This is a genomic window from Actinoplanes xinjiangensis (genome assembly GCF_003148685.1).
Classification (GTDB): Bacteria; Actinomycetota; Actinomycetes; order Mycobacteriales; family Micromonosporaceae; genus Actinoplanes; species Actinoplanes xinjiangensis.
In genome coordinates this window covers 213,978-230,283 of the sequence record NZ_QGGR01000011.1, presented here as the reverse complement: position 1 = coordinate 230,283, position 16,306 = coordinate 213,978, and the positions used below count along the sequence as shown (strand labels likewise).

16 protein-coding genes and 1 pseudogene are annotated in these 16,306 nt (G+C 71.4%); 11 read left to right on the top strand and 6 right to left on the bottom strand.

Annotation, left to right across the window (positions count from 1 at the left end; genetic code table 11):
• Nucleotides 1-4 precede the first annotated feature (4 nt).
• Both BC793_RS25080 and BC793_RS48985 read right to left on the bottom strand, forming a co-directional pair.
• On the bottom strand, nucleotides 5-1,102 hold the full coding sequence (locus tag BC793_RS25080) for an aminopeptidase P family protein (RefSeq protein WP_109596301.1): 1,098 nt from the start codon (nucleotides 1,100-1,102) through the stop codon (nucleotides 5-7).
• Nucleotides 1,103-1,219: 117 nt separating this feature from the next.
• Nucleotides 1,220-1,462 (bottom strand): hypothetical protein, encoded by a 243-nt coding sequence (locus BC793_RS48985; RefSeq protein ID WP_146246432.1) that lies wholly within the window; start codon nucleotides 1,460-1,462, stop codon nucleotides 1,220-1,222.
• A gap of 100 nt (nucleotides 1,463-1,562) precedes the next feature.
• Here BC793_RS48985 and BC793_RS25075 point away from each other — a divergent pair, with 100 nt between their 5' ends.
• The 4 genes from BC793_RS25075 to BC793_RS25060 all read left to right on the top strand — a co-directional run bounded on the left by BC793_RS25075 (nucleotide 1,563) and on the right by BC793_RS25060 (nucleotide 6,056).
• Complete coding sequence (locus BC793_RS25075) at nucleotides 1,563-2,813, top strand: threonine/serine exporter family protein (protein ID WP_109596299.1); 1,251 nt, start codon at nucleotides 1,563-1,565, stop codon at nucleotides 2,811-2,813.
• Between the two features lie 83 nt (nucleotides 2,814-2,896).
• On the top strand, nucleotides 2,897-4,309 hold the full coding sequence (gene gadC / locus BC793_RS25070; protein ID WP_109596296.1) for a glutamate/gamma-aminobutyrate antiporter GadC: 1,413 nt from the start codon (nucleotides 2,897-2,899) through the stop codon (nucleotides 4,307-4,309).
• Nucleotides 4,306-4,719 (top strand): hypothetical protein, encoded by a 414-nt coding sequence (locus BC793_RS25065; protein ID WP_109596294.1) that lies wholly within the window; start codon nucleotides 4,306-4,308, stop codon nucleotides 4,717-4,719. The genes gadC and BC793_RS25065 overlap by 4 nt, the downstream gene beginning before the upstream one ends.
• Entirely contained in the window at nucleotides 4,719-6,056 is a 1,338-nt protein-coding gene (locus tag BC793_RS25060) for a dipeptidase (RefSeq protein ID WP_109596292.1), read from the top strand. The genes BC793_RS25065 and BC793_RS25060 overlap by 1 nt, the downstream gene beginning before the upstream one ends.
• Nucleotides 6,057-6,152: 96 nt before the next feature.
• Here the strand turns inward: BC793_RS25060 and BC793_RS25055 are convergent, their stop codons facing one another.
• Nucleotides 6,153-6,620, bottom strand: a complete 468-nt coding sequence (locus BC793_RS25055; RefSeq protein ID WP_239170324.1) for a hypothetical protein — start codon at nucleotides 6,618-6,620, stop codon at nucleotides 6,153-6,155.
• A 235-nt stretch (nucleotides 6,621-6,855) separates the two neighbouring features.
• On the opposite strand from BC793_RS25055, the gene BC793_RS25045 reads away from it, so the two are divergent.
• The 3 genes from BC793_RS25045 to BC793_RS25035 all read left to right on the top strand — a co-directional run bounded on the left by BC793_RS25045 (nucleotide 6,856) and on the right by BC793_RS25035 (nucleotide 9,793).
• Complete coding sequence (locus BC793_RS25045) at nucleotides 6,856-7,551, top strand: hypothetical protein (protein WP_146246431.1); 696 nt, start codon at nucleotides 6,856-6,858, stop codon at nucleotides 7,549-7,551.
• Nucleotides 7,552-7,584: 33 nt separating this feature from the next.
• Entirely contained in the window at nucleotides 7,585-8,067 is a 483-nt protein-coding gene (locus BC793_RS25040) for a phosphatase domain-containing protein (RefSeq protein WP_239170325.1), read from the top strand.
• A gap of 121 nt (nucleotides 8,068-8,188) precedes the next feature.
• Nucleotides 8,189-9,793, top strand: a complete 1,605-nt coding sequence (locus BC793_RS25035) for a peptide chain release factor 3 (protein WP_109596451.1) — start codon at nucleotides 8,189-8,191, stop codon at nucleotides 9,791-9,793.
• Between the two features lie 54 nt (nucleotides 9,794-9,847).
• Here BC793_RS25035 and BC793_RS49725 read toward each other — a convergent pair whose 3' ends face one another.
• The gene (locus tag BC793_RS49725; RefSeq protein WP_158319352.1) at nucleotides 9,848-10,516 is read right to left on the bottom strand and encodes a hypothetical protein; all 669 of its coding nucleotides are present in this window, start codon (nucleotides 10,514-10,516) and stop codon (nucleotides 9,848-9,850) included.
• Nucleotides 10,517-10,682: 166 nt separating this feature from the next.
• Between BC793_RS49725 and BC793_RS25025 the strand changes: the two are divergent.
• The 3 genes and pseudogenes from BC793_RS25025 to BC793_RS25020 form a co-directional block, all read left to right on the top strand.
• Nucleotides 10,683-11,629: pseudogene (locus tag BC793_RS25025) on the top strand (alkane 1-monooxygenase); the annotation flags it as partial.
• Between the two features lie 66 nt (nucleotides 11,630-11,695).
• The gene (locus BC793_RS52855) at nucleotides 11,696-12,046 is read left to right on the top strand and encodes a rubredoxin (RefSeq protein WP_428839529.1); all 351 of its coding nucleotides are present in this window, start codon (nucleotides 11,696-11,698) and stop codon (nucleotides 12,044-12,046) included.
• Nucleotides 12,047-12,056: 10 nt separating this feature from the next.
• On the top strand, nucleotides 12,057-12,683 hold the full coding sequence (locus BC793_RS25020; RefSeq protein ID WP_109596286.1) for a TetR/AcrR family transcriptional regulator: 627 nt from the start codon (nucleotides 12,057-12,059) through the stop codon (nucleotides 12,681-12,683).
• Between the two features lie 22 nt (nucleotides 12,684-12,705).
• On the opposite strand, the gene BC793_RS25015 is transcribed toward BC793_RS25020, so the two are convergent.
• The gene (locus tag BC793_RS25015) at nucleotides 12,706-13,167 is read right to left on the bottom strand and encodes a peptidoglycan-binding domain-containing protein (protein ID WP_109596449.1); all 462 of its coding nucleotides are present in this window, start codon (nucleotides 13,165-13,167) and stop codon (nucleotides 12,706-12,708) included.
• 182 nt (nucleotides 13,168-13,349) lie between these two features.
• Between BC793_RS25015 and BC793_RS25010 the strand changes: the two genes are divergently transcribed.
• Nucleotides 13,350-14,447 carry a hypothetical protein gene (locus BC793_RS25010; protein ID WP_109596284.1) on the top strand — a complete coding sequence of 366 codons (1,098 nt, stop codon included), beginning with the start codon at nucleotides 13,350-13,352 and terminating at the stop codon, nucleotides 14,445-14,447.
• A 236-nt stretch (nucleotides 14,448-14,683) separates the two neighbouring features.
• Here the strand turns inward: BC793_RS25010 and BC793_RS25005 are convergent, their stop codons facing one another.
• Nucleotides 14,684-16,210, bottom strand: coding sequence for an AMP-binding protein (locus BC793_RS25005; RefSeq protein ID WP_109596282.1), 1,527 nt, complete (start codon nucleotides 16,208-16,210; stop codon nucleotides 14,684-14,686).
• Nucleotides 16,211-16,306 lie beyond the last annotated feature (96 nt).

Below are 16,306 nucleotides of genomic sequence, written 5' to 3'. Positions count from 1 at the left end.
CGGGTCAGGCGACGATGCGCAGGTCACGGCTGGTGTTGTTGAGCCGGCGTCCGGCGTCGCCGGTGACCGTGACGATGTCCTCGATGCGCACCCCGAACCGGCCCGGCAGATAGATGCCCGGCTCGATCGAGAAACACATGCCCGGTACGAGCGGACGCCGCTCCCCCGCCACCAGGTACGGCGGCTCGTGCGTGGTCAGCCCGATACCGTGCCCGGTGCGGTGGATGAAGAACTCCCCGTACCCGGCCCGGGTGATCACGTCCCGGGCGATCCGGTCGATCTCCTCGCACGCCACCCCGGGCCGCACCGCCTCGAACGCGGCCTGCTGCGCCTCCAAAACGACGTCGAACACCTCGCGCTCCTGGGCGGTCGGCTCGCCCACGTGCACGGTACGGGTGGTGTCCGACCCGTACCCGTCCTTGAGACCACCGAAGTCGAGGACCACCATGTCGCCGTCGGTGATCACCCGTTCGCCCATCTCGTGATGCGGGTTCGCCCCGTTCGGGCCCGACCCGACCACGGTGAAGTCGACCTGTGAGTGCCCGTGCTCACGCAGCAGCGCGGCCAGGTCGGTGCCGATCTGGTGTTCGGTGCGGCCGGCGAACCGTACCCCCACGATCTGCTCGTAGGCCGCGTCGGCGGCCGCACCGGCCGCCGCCAGCCGGCGCACCTCGTCGGCGTCCTTGACCGCCCGCAGCATCGGCAGTGCCGTGGTCATCGACGTCCAGGCCGCCCCGGGCAGCACCTGCTGAAGGCCCAGCAGATGCAGCGCCCACGCGTTGTCCGACACCGCATAGCGGCCCTTCGGGTCGAGCAGCGGTGCCGCGGCCGCGAACGGGTCGGCACCGTCGGCCCAGCCGGTGATCGTCACCGCGCCCGCACCGGCGGCCCGCACGGCGTCCGGGCGTTCCAGCACCGGGACGATCAGATGCGGGTCCCGGCCGGCGGCGAGCACCAGCAGGGTGAGCCGTTCGGTGATCACCGGCCGGTAGCCGGTGAAGTAGATCAGGTCGGGTCCGGGCGTGACGAGCAGACCGGTCAGCCCCGCGTCGGTGGCCTGGTCGATCGCGAGGTCCATCCGGCGGCGAAAAAGGTCGGTCATCGCTGGTCTCCTCCTGAGGGGACGGGCCGGCGGCCAGGTGCACGGCGTGCGGCCGTGCGGCCCGGTACCGGCGCATCAACACGATAAGCGCGACACCGGCGGCGCACATGACCGTCATCAGGACCGACGCCCCGGCCCGATCCGCACGGCGAGCGGGGTGATCAGCGGCGTGGCGGCGATCATCGCGGCTGCCGCCGGCAACGTGGCCAGCCCGGCCTGCAGCGGGGTCATGCCGACCGCGGCCAGGACGGTGCCGGCCGAGCCGGCCGAGCCGACCGAGAGCAAGCCGCAGGCCAGGATGGTGGAGCCGGCCGCAGGCGGCCAGCAGTACGCCCGCTCCGGCCTTCTTCGATTGCACACCTGTCGATGACACGCCGGTCAGCTTCGTGGTTTCCGGGGCGCACTGGATCACCCGCCCGGGGTGAGTCCGGGACCCGCCACCGTCCCTAGCGTGCAGCCGATGAAGAGCGTGGAGCTGCAGGAGTTCCTCCAGTATCTGGGCAGCGCGCTCACCTCGGCCGGTGAGGCGGTCAACCAGATCGAGGAACGGCTGCTGCGGGTGGCCCGGGCGTACGGTGCCCCGCAGGCCCGGGTCAGTGTGCTGCCCACCTATCTGGTGGTCGCCCTGGATCCGGGCGAGCCGGCCACGATGGAGCCGACCCGGCTGCTGAACGGCGGGTTGCGGCTGGACCAGACGGCCGCCGTCTACGACGTGCTGAAGGCGGCCGAGCGGGCCGGGATCACCCCCGCGGAGGGGATCGGACGGCTACGGGCGATCGCGGTGATGCCGGCGCGGTTCCCCCTGCCGGTGCAGATCCTCGGTTTCGCGGTGCTGACCGCCGGGATCTGCCTCATCCTCCAGCCGACCTGGTCCGATCTGCTGCTCGCCGGGATCTTCGGTGCGCTGGTCGGGGTGTTCAAGACGGTCGGGGCCCGCTGGGCCAGCGTCCAGATGATCATGCCGGTGACCGCGTCGTTCGCCGTCGCCGCGAGCACCTTCCTGCTGGCCGACAGCGGCTGGGCGGACGCCGACCTGCGGGCCATGGTGGCGCCGCTGGCCACGTTCCTGCCCGGAGCCATGCTCACCATGGCGGTGGTGGAACTGTCCGCGGCCGAGATGGTCACCGGGGCGAGCCGGCTGGTCGCGGGCATCCTGCAACTCATGCTGCTCGCCTTCGGCATCATCGGGGCGGCACAGGTGGTGGACCTCCCCCGGTACGCGGTGCCGGTCAGCGCACCGGAGAACTCGATCGGCGGCTGGGCGCCGTGGCTGGGGGCGGGCGTCGTGGGGCTCGGCTGCTACCTGGTCTACTCCGGCCCGCCACGGACCCTCGGGTGGCTCTGCCTCGTCCTCTACGCCGGCTGGACCGGTCAGTATCTCGGCGGCATCCTGCTCGGCGGGTACCTCAGCGGGTTCGTCGGCGCGCTGGTGCTGACCGTCGTGGCGTACATCGTGGAGCGGTTTCCCTCCGGGCCGCCGGCGCTGGTGTCGTTCCTGCCCGGGTTCTGGCTGCTGGTGCCGGGGGCGCTCAGCCTGATCGGCCTGACCGAATACCTGGCCCGCAGCTCCGACATCGGTTCCCAGGACCTGCTCGGCGCGGCCGGGTCGATGGTGGCGGTGGCGCTGGGCGTGCTCTGCGGCCATCCGATCTTCCGGGCGCTGGCCCGCACGTTCGGCCGCACCGGCATCCTCCGCACGGAACGCACGTGAACCGTTCCCCACGGATGAGGCGGTGCGGCCCGTCGGGCATCGACGATGCCCGCAGTAGCCGCTCTGTCACGAAGGGAGGCGGCGTGAGCTCGACCGACGTGTCCGCCAAGCGGACCATCAACTACATTTCCTGGGTCGCGCTGGCATTGATGACCACGAGTTCGGTGGCCAGCCTGCGACCGTCGCCGACGATGGCCGTCTACGGTCTGGCCAGTATCTTCCTGTACCTGGTGCCGGCCGTGGTGTTCCTGCTGCCGACCGCGCTGGTCTCGGCCGAGCTGGCGTCCGGCTGGTCCGGCGGCGTCTACAACTGGGTGAGCCAGGGGCTGAACAAGCCACTGGGCTTCCTCGCGGTGTGGTGCCAGTTCGCCATGACGATCTTCTACTACCCGAGCCTGCTCGGGTTCGTGGCGAGCACCCTCGCCTACGTCATCAACCCCGAACTGGCCTCCAGCGGCGTCTGGACCGCCATCGTGATCATGGTCTGCTACTGGACCGGAGTGTGGATCTCGTCGCGTGGCACCAGTGGTGTCGCCGGACTGGCCAGCGGTGGCCTGATCATCGGCACGCTGATCCCCGGCGCCCTGCTCGTGGTCCTGGGCATGGTGTTCCTGGGCCAGGGCAACGAGTCGGCCGCCCCGATGACCTCCGACCATCTGCTGCCGGCCTGGGCGGGTCTGTCCAGCCTGGTGCTGATCGTCAACAACTTCCTGTCCTACTCGGGCATGGAGATGAACGCTGTGCACGTCGGCTCGCTGAAGAACCCGGGCCGGGAGTTCCCGCGGGCGATGTTCCTGTCCATGGGACTGGTCCTGCTGATCTTCATCCTGCCCGCGCTGGCGATCAGCTGGGTGGTGCCGGCCGAGCAGCTGTCGCTCACCGCCGGGGTGATGCAGGCGTTCGACGCGGTGTTCGCCGAGTTCGGCACCCAGTGGCTCACCCCGATCCTCGGCATCATGCTGGTCGCGGCCTCCCTGGGCGGCATGCTGACCTGGCTGGCCGGGCCGTCGAAGGGCCTGCTGCTGATCTCCCGGCAGGAGGGCTACCTGCCGCCGTTCCTGCAGAAGCTGAACAAGCACGGCGTACAGCAGAACATCCTGGTCGTCCAGGGCCTGGTCACGACGGTGATCGCACTGGCGTACGCGTTCATCCCGGACGTCTCCAGCGCGTACTGGATCTTCTCGGTGATCACCACCCAGGTCTACCTGATCATGTACCTGCTGATGTTCGTGGCCGCCGTACGGCTGCGCAGAACCCAGCCGGACCATCCCCGCGGCTACCGCGCCCCGATGATCACCGGGCTCTGCGGCATCGGGTTCGCGGCATCGCTGGCGGCCCTGCTGATCGGCTTCATCCCGCCGTCGCAGTTCGGCTCCGGCAGCGTCGGCACCTACCTGCTGATCGTCGCCGGCGGCGCGCTCGGCCTGGGCCTGCTGGTGCCGTACCTCTTCTATCGCCTGCGCAAACCGTCCTGGAAGGAGGCACCGGCGTCATGAGAGCCAACACGCTGCTCTACACCCTTTCCGGACTGACGGTCGTGCTGTTCGCCGGCATCGGCCTGATCACCTACAGCAACGACTACCAGGCCGCACAGGCCACCGGGAAGGCGCAGCAGTTGCAGGCCGAACTGTCCGCCGCCGGGCTGCGGGCGCCGTCGACCGAGCAGCTGGTCAACACGCTCGGCGCGGACGGCGGGGCGGTCTGCCTCGACCCGGACGACGCACTGCGCCGCGGGATCCTCCACGGCCAGCTGACCAACGGTGCGGGCGGGCCCGGACAACGCCCGGTGATCGCCGACAACAAGGTGGTCCAGGGCCAGCTGCTGATCATCAAGGTGTACTGCCCGGTCTATCTCGAGTCGTTCCAGGACGTCGTCGACGATCTCAAACTCGAGGACGTGGCGTGATGGGGCTGCGAGCGGACATCGACGCGCTGATGGGCCGGGCCCGCACCGACCTGGCGGAACTGGTGGCGATCCCGTCGGTGGCCGACCCGCGGCAGTTCCCGCCCCGGGAGTGCACGAGGGCGGCGAACTGGGTGGTGGACCGCTTCGCGGAGGTCGGCTTCACCGGGCTGAGCCTGCGGGAGACCAGCGACGGCAGCAACGCGGTCTACGGGGTACGCCCGTGCGCCGACCCGGACGCACCGACGGTGCTGCTCTACGCCCACTACGACGTGCAGCCGCCGCTGGACGAGGCCGAGTGGCGTACCCCTCCGTTCGCCCTCACCGAGGTGAACGGCCGCTGGTACGGCCGCGGCGCCGCCGACTGCAAGGGCAACATCGTCATGCACCTGACGGCACTGCGGGCGCTCGGCGACGACATCCCGGTCAACCTCAAACTGATCGTCGAGGGTTCGGAGGAACAGGGCACCGGCGGCCTGGAGGACTTCGTCGAACGTCATCCGGGTCTGCTGAAGGCCGACACGATCCTGGTCTGCGACACCGGCAACGCGGCGGTCGGGGTGCCGGCCGCCACGGTGACGCTGCGCGGGCTGGCCAACGTGGTGGTGACGGTCGGGGCGCTGGCCGGCGAGGTGCACTCGGGCATGTTCGGCGGACCGGCCCCGGACGCGCTGGCCGCGCTGATCCAGATTCTGTCGTCGTTGCGGGACCGGGCCGGCAACACCACGATCGCCGGGCTGGACAACACCCGGACGTGGACCGGGGCGCCGTACCCGGACGCGCAGTTCCGTGCCGATGCCGGGCTGCACGACGGGGTGGCGCTGCTGGGCGACGGCACGGTCGCGGACATGCTGTGGGCGCGGCCGGCGGTGACGGTGCTCGGCATCGACTGCCCGCCGGTGGTCGGCTCGGCCGCGGCGATCCAGCCACGCGCCCGGGCCCGGCTCAACCTGCGGGTGCCGCCGGGCACGGACGCGGCCAAGGCGCAGGACGCGCTGATCACGCACCTGCACGCGGCGGCGCCCTGGGGTGTACGGGTGACCGTCGAGCCCGAGGCACTGGGCCAGCCGTTCGAGGCCCGCACCGGCGGGCCGGCCTACCGGGCGCTGGCCGCGGCGATGCACGAGTCGTACGGCCGGGAGATGGCCACGCTCGGTCAGGGCGGCTCGATCCCGCTGTGCAACGTGTTCGCCTCCACCTATCCGGAGGCGGAGATCATCCTGATCGGTGTGGAGGAGCCCCTGGCGGCGATCCACGCCCCGAACGAGAGTGTCGACCCGGGCGAGATCGCCCGGCTGGCCCACGCCGAGGCACTCTTCCTGAGGCATTACCGCGGGTGAGGGGGAGGAAAGGGGGCCCGGCGGCGTACCGTCGGGCCCCCTTTCCGGCATGTCCGCCGGGCCGGATCCGCCTGATGCCCCGAAATTTCTGGTCCCTCACCGCCGGCGGCGGTCGCGGCGGCGCAGTGGGGCCCGGGGCAGGTGGCTCATGGCGGCCGCAAGGTACGGGCCGACCAGTTCGGCGCGGTCCCCGGCCGGCGCGGTGACCTCCAGCAACGAGCCGTCCGGCAGGCGCAGGTGCACGGCGATGGCCCCGCGCCGGCCGGACAGCCCGTACACGCCGGCGAACGTGACCTGCGCGTTCAGCCGCAGCCGCCGGTCGCACAGCGGGCCCCGGCGGATCACCAGCACGTCGTCGCGCCAGTAGGCGAACATCCGCCGTGACCAGCGCCCGTGCAGGCCGCGCCAGCCCGGTGGGCGGGGTCCGGCGGTGCGGAACCGGGCGGTGAAGACCGGGCCCTCCCGGATGAACGCCCGCTGGCGGCGGCGGCCGAAGGCCAGGCCGCAGAGCAGCAACAGCGCCAGCGCCGACAGCGCCACCGACGCGGCGATCGTCGTGTTCAACGCGCCACCACCTCCGCCGATCCGTCTCCGTCTCGGTTACAGCCTCGACGGATCGGAAGGCGGTCGCGTCACCCCGCGCAGATGAGATCAGACCGCGCGGGCCCGCGGCCTTGATGACCGCGGGCCCGGTGCTGGTGGTCTTCGTGACGGCCCGGCTCCGGATCATCGAAGGTCTGGCACATACCGGTCTCAAGGGATGACCCGGCGGGCGGGGTGAGCCGATAGGTTCAGCGGCATGAATCGATGGTGGTTGTGGGCGGTCGGCGGCGCCGGGGTGGCCGTGCTGATGGTGGCCGGGTGGAAGACCTTCTTCTCCCCCGATCCGGGTGCCGCCCTCGTCGTCCTCGTGATCACCGGTGGGCTGCTGCTGGTCAGCCCGTTCGTGCTGCCCCACCTCCAGGCGCTCGTGGTGGGCGTCGACGGGTTCGAGTTGCGGCTGGTGCGGGAGATGGCCACGCACGGGGCGCCGCGGACCGCCCGGCTGCTCGCCAACACCGAGCTGGCGGAGATCGCCGAGGCGTACGGGGTGATCCACACGCAGTTGGTGGGCGGCAGCTTCTACACCGTCCGCAAGCAGGTGCAGGATCACCTCGTCGGCCGGGCCGCGGCGTTCGCCAGTCAGCGGACCTTCGACCCGGACGAGGTCAAGGTGCTGTTCCCGACGGCGTCCGGGCCGGTCCGGGTGCTGCTGCTCGGCCTGATGCAGGGTGATCCGCGGCTCGTCGACGCGGCCACCCTGACCGGGGCGATCACCGTGCCGGTCACCGCCAACGAGCAGTATCAGGCGCTGGTGCTGGCCGAGACGAACCTGCGGCGTTTCACCGACGCCGAGCGGACCGAACTGCTGGCCGCCGTCGACGGGGCGAATCTGGGCGGCGACGACAGTGACCGCCGCAAGATCGTCGACCGGATCCGGGCGCTGCCGGTCTGAGACCCTCCCGGCGCGTCGGGCAGGATGATCACCATGTCCGACGCACCGTTCGCCGTTTTCGATGTCGACGGGGTGGTCGCCGACGTGCGGCACCGTCTGCGGCATGTCGCGCGGCGGCCGAAGAACTGGGCGGCGTTCTTCGCGGCCGCCGACCGGGACCCGCCGCTGCCCGAGGGGATCGAGCTGGTCCACCGGTACGCGCCGGATCACCGGCTGGTGTGGCTGACCGGGCGTCCCGAGTGGTTGCGGCCGGTCACCGAACGCTGGTTCGCCGCCCACGGGCTACCGGCCGGGCGGCTGCTGATGCGGCCCGACGACGACCGGCGGCCGGCCCGTGACTTCAAGCTGGGGCAGCTGCGCCGGCTCGCCCGCGACGGGGTCATCGCGGTGATCGTCGACGACGATCCGGCGGTCGTGAAACGGCTCCGGGCGGAGGGGCTCCCGGTGCGGCTGGCCGACTGGGTGCCGTACGAGCGCTCGCTGCGGCAGGCTCAGGAACGCGACGGCCGTACCTGAGGATGCCGCGTCCCGGGAGCGGGGCGAGGGCCGGGCGCAGCCCCGATCCCCGTCCGGGGGCAGAAGATATGGTTGCGGGGTGGCGGCCGGTGGCCGCCACGGTTTCGTGAGGGGTGGATCGGTGAGTCAAAGCGTGCTGACATCGGCGGCGGGGGTTGCTGCCCAGGCGGCGCGGCGGCGTACGTTTGCGGTGATCTCGCACCCGGACGCCGGCAAGTCGACGATGACCGAGGCCCTGGCCCTGCACGCGCGAGTGATCGGCCAGGCCGGCGCGGTGCACGGCAAGGGCGACCGTAAGGGCGTGGTCTCCGACTGGATGGCGATGGAGCAGCAGCGTGGCATCTCGGTCACGTCGGCCGCGCTGCAGTTCTCCTACGGCGACACGGTGATCAACCTGCTCGACACTCCGGGTCACGCCGACTTCTCCGAGGACACGTACCGGGTGCTGACCGCGGTCGACAGCGCGGTCATGCTGCTCGACGCCGCGAAGGGCCTCGAACCGCAGACGCTGAAACTGTTCGAGGTGTGCCGGCAGCGCAGCATCCCGGTGATCACGTTCATCAACAAGTGGGACCGGCCCGGGCACGACGCGCTGGCCCTGATGGACGAGATCGAGCAGCGGATCGGGCTCAAGCCGACGCCGCTGACCTGGCCGGTCGGCATCGCCGGGCACTTCCACGGTGTCATCGACCGGCGGACCGGGGTGTTCACCCGCATGCAGCGCTCCCCCGGCGGCGCCGACCTGGCGATCGAGGAGGAGATGGGCGACGCCGAGGCCGCCGAGAGGTACGGCGCGGAGTGGGTCACCGCCAACGAGGAACTCGAGCTGCTCGAGATGACCGGTGCCGACCACGACCAGGGCACCTTCCTGGCCGCCACCAGCACGCCGGTGCTGTTCGGTGCGGCGGTCGCCAACCTGGGCGTACGGCAGCTGCTGAACATCCTGGTCGAGCTGGCACCGCCGGCGACCGCCCGCCCCACGGTGAGCGGCACCGACCAGCCCGTCGAGAGCGGGTTCTCCGGGTTCGTGTTCAAGATTCAGGCGAACATGAACAAGGCGCACCGTGACCAGGTCGCGTTCATGCGGATCTGCTCCGGCCGGTTCGAGCGCGGCATGGTCGTCACCCATGCCGGCACCGGGCGGCCGTTCACCACCAAGTACGCCCAGCAGGTCTTCGGGCAGGGCCGCGACACCATCGACGAGGCGTACCCCGGTGACGTGGTCGGCCTGGTCAACGCGACCGCGCTCGGCATCGGCGACACCCTCTACGCCGACAAGCCCGTGCAGTACCCTCCGCTGCCGTCGTTCCCGCCGGAGCACTTCGCGGTCTGCCGGACCAGCGACACCGGCGCCTACAAGCGGTTCCGTCGCGGCATCGAGCAGCTCGACGGCGAGGGTGTGGTCCAGGTCCTGCGTTCGGAGTTGCGCGGTGACGGTCTACCGGTGCTGGCCGCCGTCGGGCCGATGCAGTTCGAGGTCGCCAGCTTCCGTCTGGAGGCCGAGTTCGGGGTGAAGGTGCATCTGGACCGCCTGCCGTACGAGATCGCGGCCGTCACCGACGCCGAGGGCCAGGAGTTGCTGCGCGGTGAGTCGCAGGTCGAGGTGATGACCCGGGTCCGTGACGGTGCGCTGCTCGCGGTGTTCGCCCACCGCTGGCGGATGCGTACCGTGGCCGGCCGCCATCCCGGTCTGCGGCTCGACGCGCCCCTCGACGCCGGCCTGTAGTCCTCCGCCGCCGCGGCGGCCCGCCTGGTGGAACCGGGCGGGCCGCCGGCGGTCTCAGTACGGCACCGGGGTCGGTGTAGGGAAGGTCGGGTGGGCCGGCTTCTTCTTCTCCAGCCAGGTGAGCGACTTGCCGGCCTGCGCGACCGCCGCGGCCAGAGGGATGGCCTTGTTGCTGACGACCTCGACATAGACCGCGTACCTGCCGCGGGTGGCGAGCAGGTTCAGGACGTCACGGTCGGAGTGGATCTTACGGACCACACCCTTGAACCCGGCGACGCGGATGACCTTCGCGCGACGGCTGTCGGTGTTGACCCACGGCGAGTCGGCCGGCTGCATGGTCACGCCCCACTGGGCCGTCGGGTCTGTCATGTGGTTCATCAGCAGACATGACCCGGGGACGATTCCCTCGGCGGTGTAGACCTTCATCGACCGGACCTTGAGGGCCTTGGCGACGGCCGCCCGGTCGAGGGTGGGACAGACCTTGACCTGGTAGTTGTACCGGAATCGGTGCTCCGTGGGCAGGTCGGCGGGCGGTGGGTCGTCGGTCGGCTGAGGGGTGGGCTCCAGGGTCGGCAGTGGCGCGGTGGGTGCCGGCGCCGGAGCCGTCGTGGCCGTCGCCGGGGAGACCGGCGCCACGGCCGCGGCGGCGGTGGTCAGGATCAGGAGCCCGGCCGCGATGGCGACGGTGCGTCGTGCCGGCCGGGGTACGTGCGTATCGGGCATGGAACCTGCCTTCGAGCGCCGGGTCGCGGGCGTGGGGTGTGGTGGCTCTCTCATTCGGCACGGTGATCGGCTTCCTTCGGAAATCGCGGACTTTACATTCGCACCGCTATTGTCAAATGAGATGTACGTCTCATAGGTTGTCGTACATCGACAGCCGGGAGGGGCGATGACCGAGGCAACCGGGCAGTGGCGCGATCGCAAGCGGTACCTGTGGCTGATCGGCCTGGTCGTACCGTCGCTGGCGTTCCTGGCGATCGGCCTGCACGAGGCCACCGGGTGGGGCGTGTGGTTCTGGATCGGGCCGATCGTGATCCTCGTGATCGTGCCGCTGATCGACCTGTGCACCGGCCTGGACCGCAGCAACCCGCCGGACGACATGATCGCGCGGCTCGAGAACGACCGGTACTACCGCTGGATCACCTTCGCCTACCTGCCCGTGCAATACCTCGGCTTCGCCGCCGCGTTCTGGCTCATCGCCCACGGCCCGCTGTCCACCGTCGACCGGCTCGGCCTGGCGATCTCGATCGGCTGCATCGGCGGGATCGGCATCAACACCGCACACGAGCTGGGGCACAAGAAGGAGAGCCACGAACGCTGGCTGTCCAAGATCGCGCTGGCACAGAGCTTCTACGGGCACTTCTACATCGAGCACAACCGCGGCCACCACGTCCGGGTCGCGACGCCGGAGGACCCGGCGAGCAGCCGGCTCGGTGAGAGCTTCTACCGGTTCTGGCCCCGCACGGTCTTCGGCTCCGTGCGATCGGCGTGGCGCCTGGAACGCCGCGCTACGCCCGGCGCGACCGGCACCCGTTCCGGATCGGCAACGACGTCCTCAACGCGTGGCTGATGTCGGCGGTGCTGTGGGCGGCGATGATCGCCTGGCTGGGCGCGGGTGTCCTGCCGTACCTGATCGTGCAGGCCGTCGTCGGTTTCTCGCTGCTCGAGATCGTCAACTACATGGAGCACTACGGCATGCTCCGGCAGCGGGTCGGCGCACCCGGACGGCGCCGGTACGAGCGCGTCGATCCCAGCCACAGCTGGAACTCCAACAACATCGCCACGAACGTGCTGCTCTACCACTTGCAACGGCACAGCGACCATCACGCCAACCCGACCCGCCGGTACCAGGCACTCCGCGACTTCGAGCGCTCGCCGGTGCTACCGACCGGGTACGCCGGGATGATCCTGCTCGCCCTGATCCCGCCGGTGTGGCGCCGGGTGATGGACCCCCGGGTGATCGCCCACTTCGACGGCGACCCGACCCGGGCGAACATCCAGCCCGGCCGACGCGACCGCCTGCTCGCCCGGTACGGCACGGTAGCCACCGCACCGCAACGGCACGTCACCGACAGCCGTGGCGACGCGACCGCGGGCGGCATGTGCCCCGGCTGCGGCTACGTCTACGACGAGCGGCGCGGCGACGTACGGGAGGGTTTCCCGGCCGGCACGCCCTGGTCGGCGATACCCGACTCGTGGTGCTGCCCGGACTGCGGCGTACGCGACAAGGTCGACTTCGTCGCGCAGTCCTAGACTCTGGTCCATGAGCGCGGCACCCCCACCGCCGGAAGGCGGCCGGCACCGACGGCTGATCATCGAGGCGGCGATCGGGCTGACCGCGCGGTCCGGCTGGTCGGCGGTCACGATGGCCCGGCTGGCGGAGCTGGTGGGCGTCAGCCGGCAGACCGTCTACAACGAGCTGGGCTCCAAGACGGTCCTGGCCGACGCGATGGTGTCGCACGAGCTGGAGCGGTTCCTGTCGGCGGTCGGCGCGGCCTTCGACCGCCACCCGGACGATCTGGTGGAGGCGGTCTACGACGCGGTCCGCGCGGTCCTGGAACTGGCCGACGACAACCTCCTGCTCCGGGCGATCGCGTCGGCGACACACGGCGCCGACATGGAGCTGCTGCCGATGCTGACGACACGGGCCGCCCAGCTGCTGGTCCAGGCCAAGACGATGCTCACCGAGCGGGTCGTCGGCTACGGCCCGGACCTGACCGCCGACCAGATCGCGGCGGCGATCGACCTGCTGGTCCGGACGGTGCTGAGCCACGTGATGCAGCCGTCGGACACCCCCGCCGCCACGGCCGACGGCCTGGCCTGGGTGGCGGCACGGGTGCTGGGGACGCCGGCCCGCCCCCGGCTGCGCCACGCCGCAACCGGCGGCTGATCCGCCTCCGGCGTCGGCTACGTCAGAACGACAGCATCCCGCTGACGAGCGCCTGCCACGTCATCGGGCCGACGACGCCGTCGACGGCCATCGACGGGACGTCGGCGTGGATCGCGGACTGGAAACCGCGTACCGCCGCATCGGTCTCCGGCCCGAAGATGCCGTCGACCGCCAGGCCCTGCGACGGGTCGCCGGAGAGGTTGCGGAACTGGAACTCCTCCTGCACGCCGCGTACGGCGTCGCCCTCGTCGCCCTGCTCGACCTGGATGATCAGCGCACCCCAGGTGGCGGGCCCGACGATGCCGTCGACCGCGAGGCCCTCGTCATGCTGGAAGGCACGCACCGCGACGTCGGTCCGCGGCCCGAAGATGCCGTCGACCGTCACCGTCCGGCCGCGCGCCCGCAGCAGGTATTGCAAGGTGGGTACCGGATGTTCCTTGGCGCCCTGGCTGATCTGCGGCCACGGGCTCAGTGTTCCTGTCATGTCCATCATCTCCTTTCGATCTGTCATACCGCCCGGCCCGGCTCACGTCGCGCAACTGTCGTTGATCCGCGAAGCTTGAACCGGTACCGCACACCGAATGACTCGATCTTCATCGATCCGGTACGAGCCCGTCATCCGTACTTTGTAGCGCCGAGGTACGTATCCCGGCGGGGGGAGGCGCGATGGCTGACCAGTGGGGCGGGCCGCCCCCGGATCGACGGCGACCGAACGTCGTACTGCGCTTCCTGTCACCTGCCGCCGGCGACCAGGACGGCCCGCCGGCGACGCCCGCGCCCGGCCGCGGGCAACCGGTCGCAGGGCGGCGGTCCGGCGCCTCGCCGGGCGGATCCCGGCTGATCGGCAGGGCGACCCTGGCCCGGCTGCGGGGCGGCTCCCCCACGGCCCGGCCACCGACGTTCGCCGACGAGCCGACCGATGCGCTGCCCGTCGTCACCACCCCGGCCGGCACCCGGCCGGACAGCACAGGACGGGTGGTGCTCATCTATGAGCAGCAGGTCCGCCGGCCCTGGCGGCTGTGGGCGTTCACCGCGATGCTGGTGTCCCTGACCATCGGTGTCGTGCTGGGCCAGACCGAGGCGTCCCGGACGAACGCACCACGGTCGGCGGCGACCGTCCAGGGCGGCCCGCAGCCGTCCGCGGCGTCACCGGTGCCGCTGACCGCCCCACTCGGTACGGCCGGACAGCGACGTCTGGAGATCACCGGCACGGCGACCACGTTGCGCATCCGGACGGCGCAGCTGGGCGGTTCGCTGTTCACCATCACCGGCTTCGACCCGAACGTCCCGCCTCAGGTGACCGAGGCCGGCGGCGGTTCGGTGCTCGCGCTGGCCCCGGGTGCGGTCGTCACCACCGGCGCCGAGGTGGTGCTCAACGCCAGGGTGGCGTGGACGGTGCGGCTCACCGGCGCGACGACCGAACTGGACCTGGACGCGCGGGCCGGCGGTCTCGCGGCCGTCGAGGTGGCGTCCGCGGTCTCCCGCGGCGTGCTGCAGCTACCGAAGCCGGCCGGGCCGGTTCCGCTGACGATCACCGGGCCGGCCGGTGACCTGACGGTGCGCACCGCGGCGGGCGCTCCGGTCCGGGTACGCGTGGCGAAGGGCGCCGGCCTGGCCACCGTCGCCGGCACGACCCGGCGTGACGTCCCGGCCGGCACGACACTCCAGGACACCGGATGGCGTTCCACCCGGTCCAGGTACGACATCCGGCTCGCCGCCCGAGTGAACACCGTCCTGGTCGAGCGTCTGCCTCCGCAGAGATGACCGTTTCCCGGCCGCCCGCGCCGGCTCGTCAGAAGACGCGGTCGGCGACGTGGACCCGTTCGGCGGCCTCGAGCGCGCGGCGCACCCTGGCACAGCGCTGGCGCATCGAACCGGAGACCACCGCCTACACCCGCCGTCGGGGACGCCGCCGGGACGCCGGTGGGGCCTCCAAGCCGGCCCCCGTATGCGGGTGCAGACCAAACGGAGACTACCTCCGATACGGCGACCGGCCCGGGTCAGTTGACCTTGCGGTCGCGGCCCTGCCAGAACGGTTCGCGGAGCCGGTACTTCTGGACCTTGCCGGTGGCGGTACGCGGTAGCGCGTCCAGGAACCGCACCTGCTTCGGGCACTTGTACCCGGCCAGATGCCGGCGGCAGTGCTCGATCAGGTCCTCCGGAGTGACCGGGCTGCCGTCGGTCACCACCAGGGCGGTGACCAGCTCGCCCCAGGTGTCGTCCGGGATGCCGATCACCGCGGCCTCGCGGACCGCCGGATGACTGCTGAGGGCGTCCTCGACCTCGATCGACGAGACGTTCTCCCCGCCGCTGATGATGACGTCCTTCTTGCGGTCGGCGATCGTCAGATAGCCGTCGTCGAGCGTGCCGCCGTCCCCGGTGTGGAACCAGCCGCCCTCCTGCACGCGGGCGGTCTCCTCCGGGTTGTTCCAGTACCCGTCGAGGTTGTGGTTCGACCGGGCGAGGACCTCACCGTCGGCGGCCAGGCCCAGGCGCACGCCGAGCGCCGGCGTCCCCGCCCGGCCCAGCAGACGGGCCTGCTCGTGCGGGTCGTGGCCGGCCCATTCGGCGCGCATCCGGTTGACCGTCAGCAGTGGAGCGGTCTCGGTCAGGCCGTAGATCTGGAGGAACTCCCAGCCCAGTTCGGCGCGGACGCGTTCGATGGTGCGGGTCGGCGGCGGCGCCCCGGCGACCACGATGCGGACCCGGTCACGGCCGGGGACCTCGCCGTCCCAGGTCGCCGCCGCGTCCAGGGCGGCGTTGACGACCGCCGGTGCCGCGCACATCAGGGTCACCCCGTGCTCGGCGATGCGGCGCAGGATCTCCGTGCCGTCGACCTTGCGCAGCACGATGTGCCGGCCGCCGAGACCGGTCACGATGTAGGGCATGCCCCAGCCGTTGGCGTGGAACATCGGCAGCGTGTGCAGCAGCACGTCGTCGTCGGTCACGGTGGTGTGCAGGCCGAACACGGTCGCGTTGAGCCACAGGTTGCGGTGGGTGAGCTGCACGCCCTTGGGCCGCGCGGTGGTGCCGGAGGTGTAGTTCAGCGTCGCGGTCGCCGACTCGTCGCCGGCCCAGGCCCGCGGCTCGGCGGTGCTGCCGAAGACCACGTCGTCGTCGGCGCCCAGCGTGAACACGTGCCGGGCCGTGACGGTGTCGCGCAGTGCGTCCAGTTCCGGGTCGAGCAGGACGACGTCCGCCCCGGAGTGCTCGACGATGTAGCCGACCTCGGCCGGGGCGAGCCGGAAGTTGACCGGGACCAGCACCCGGCCCCAGGCGGACACCCCGAAGAACGAGGTGAGCAGCCGCGCCGAGTTGTGCGACACGATCGCGACCCGGCCACCGGCCGGCACCCCGAGCGCGTCCAGGCCGGCCGCCTGGGCCCGGGCACGACGGGCCATCTCGCGGTACGTCAGCGACCCCCACGAGGCGGCCGGCTGGTCCAGTTCGTCGATCACCGCGATCCGGTCGCCGTACACCAGCTCCGCGCGGTCGAGAAAGTCGCGTACTCCGAGAGGGAAGAACATGGCCGGGCTCCCTTGCTGTCGGCTCCGATGCCGCGGTGGCACGCCGCCGTGCGGCCGGCTGTCCCCGGCGGTGGACGGCGTCGGGAACTCCCCGTG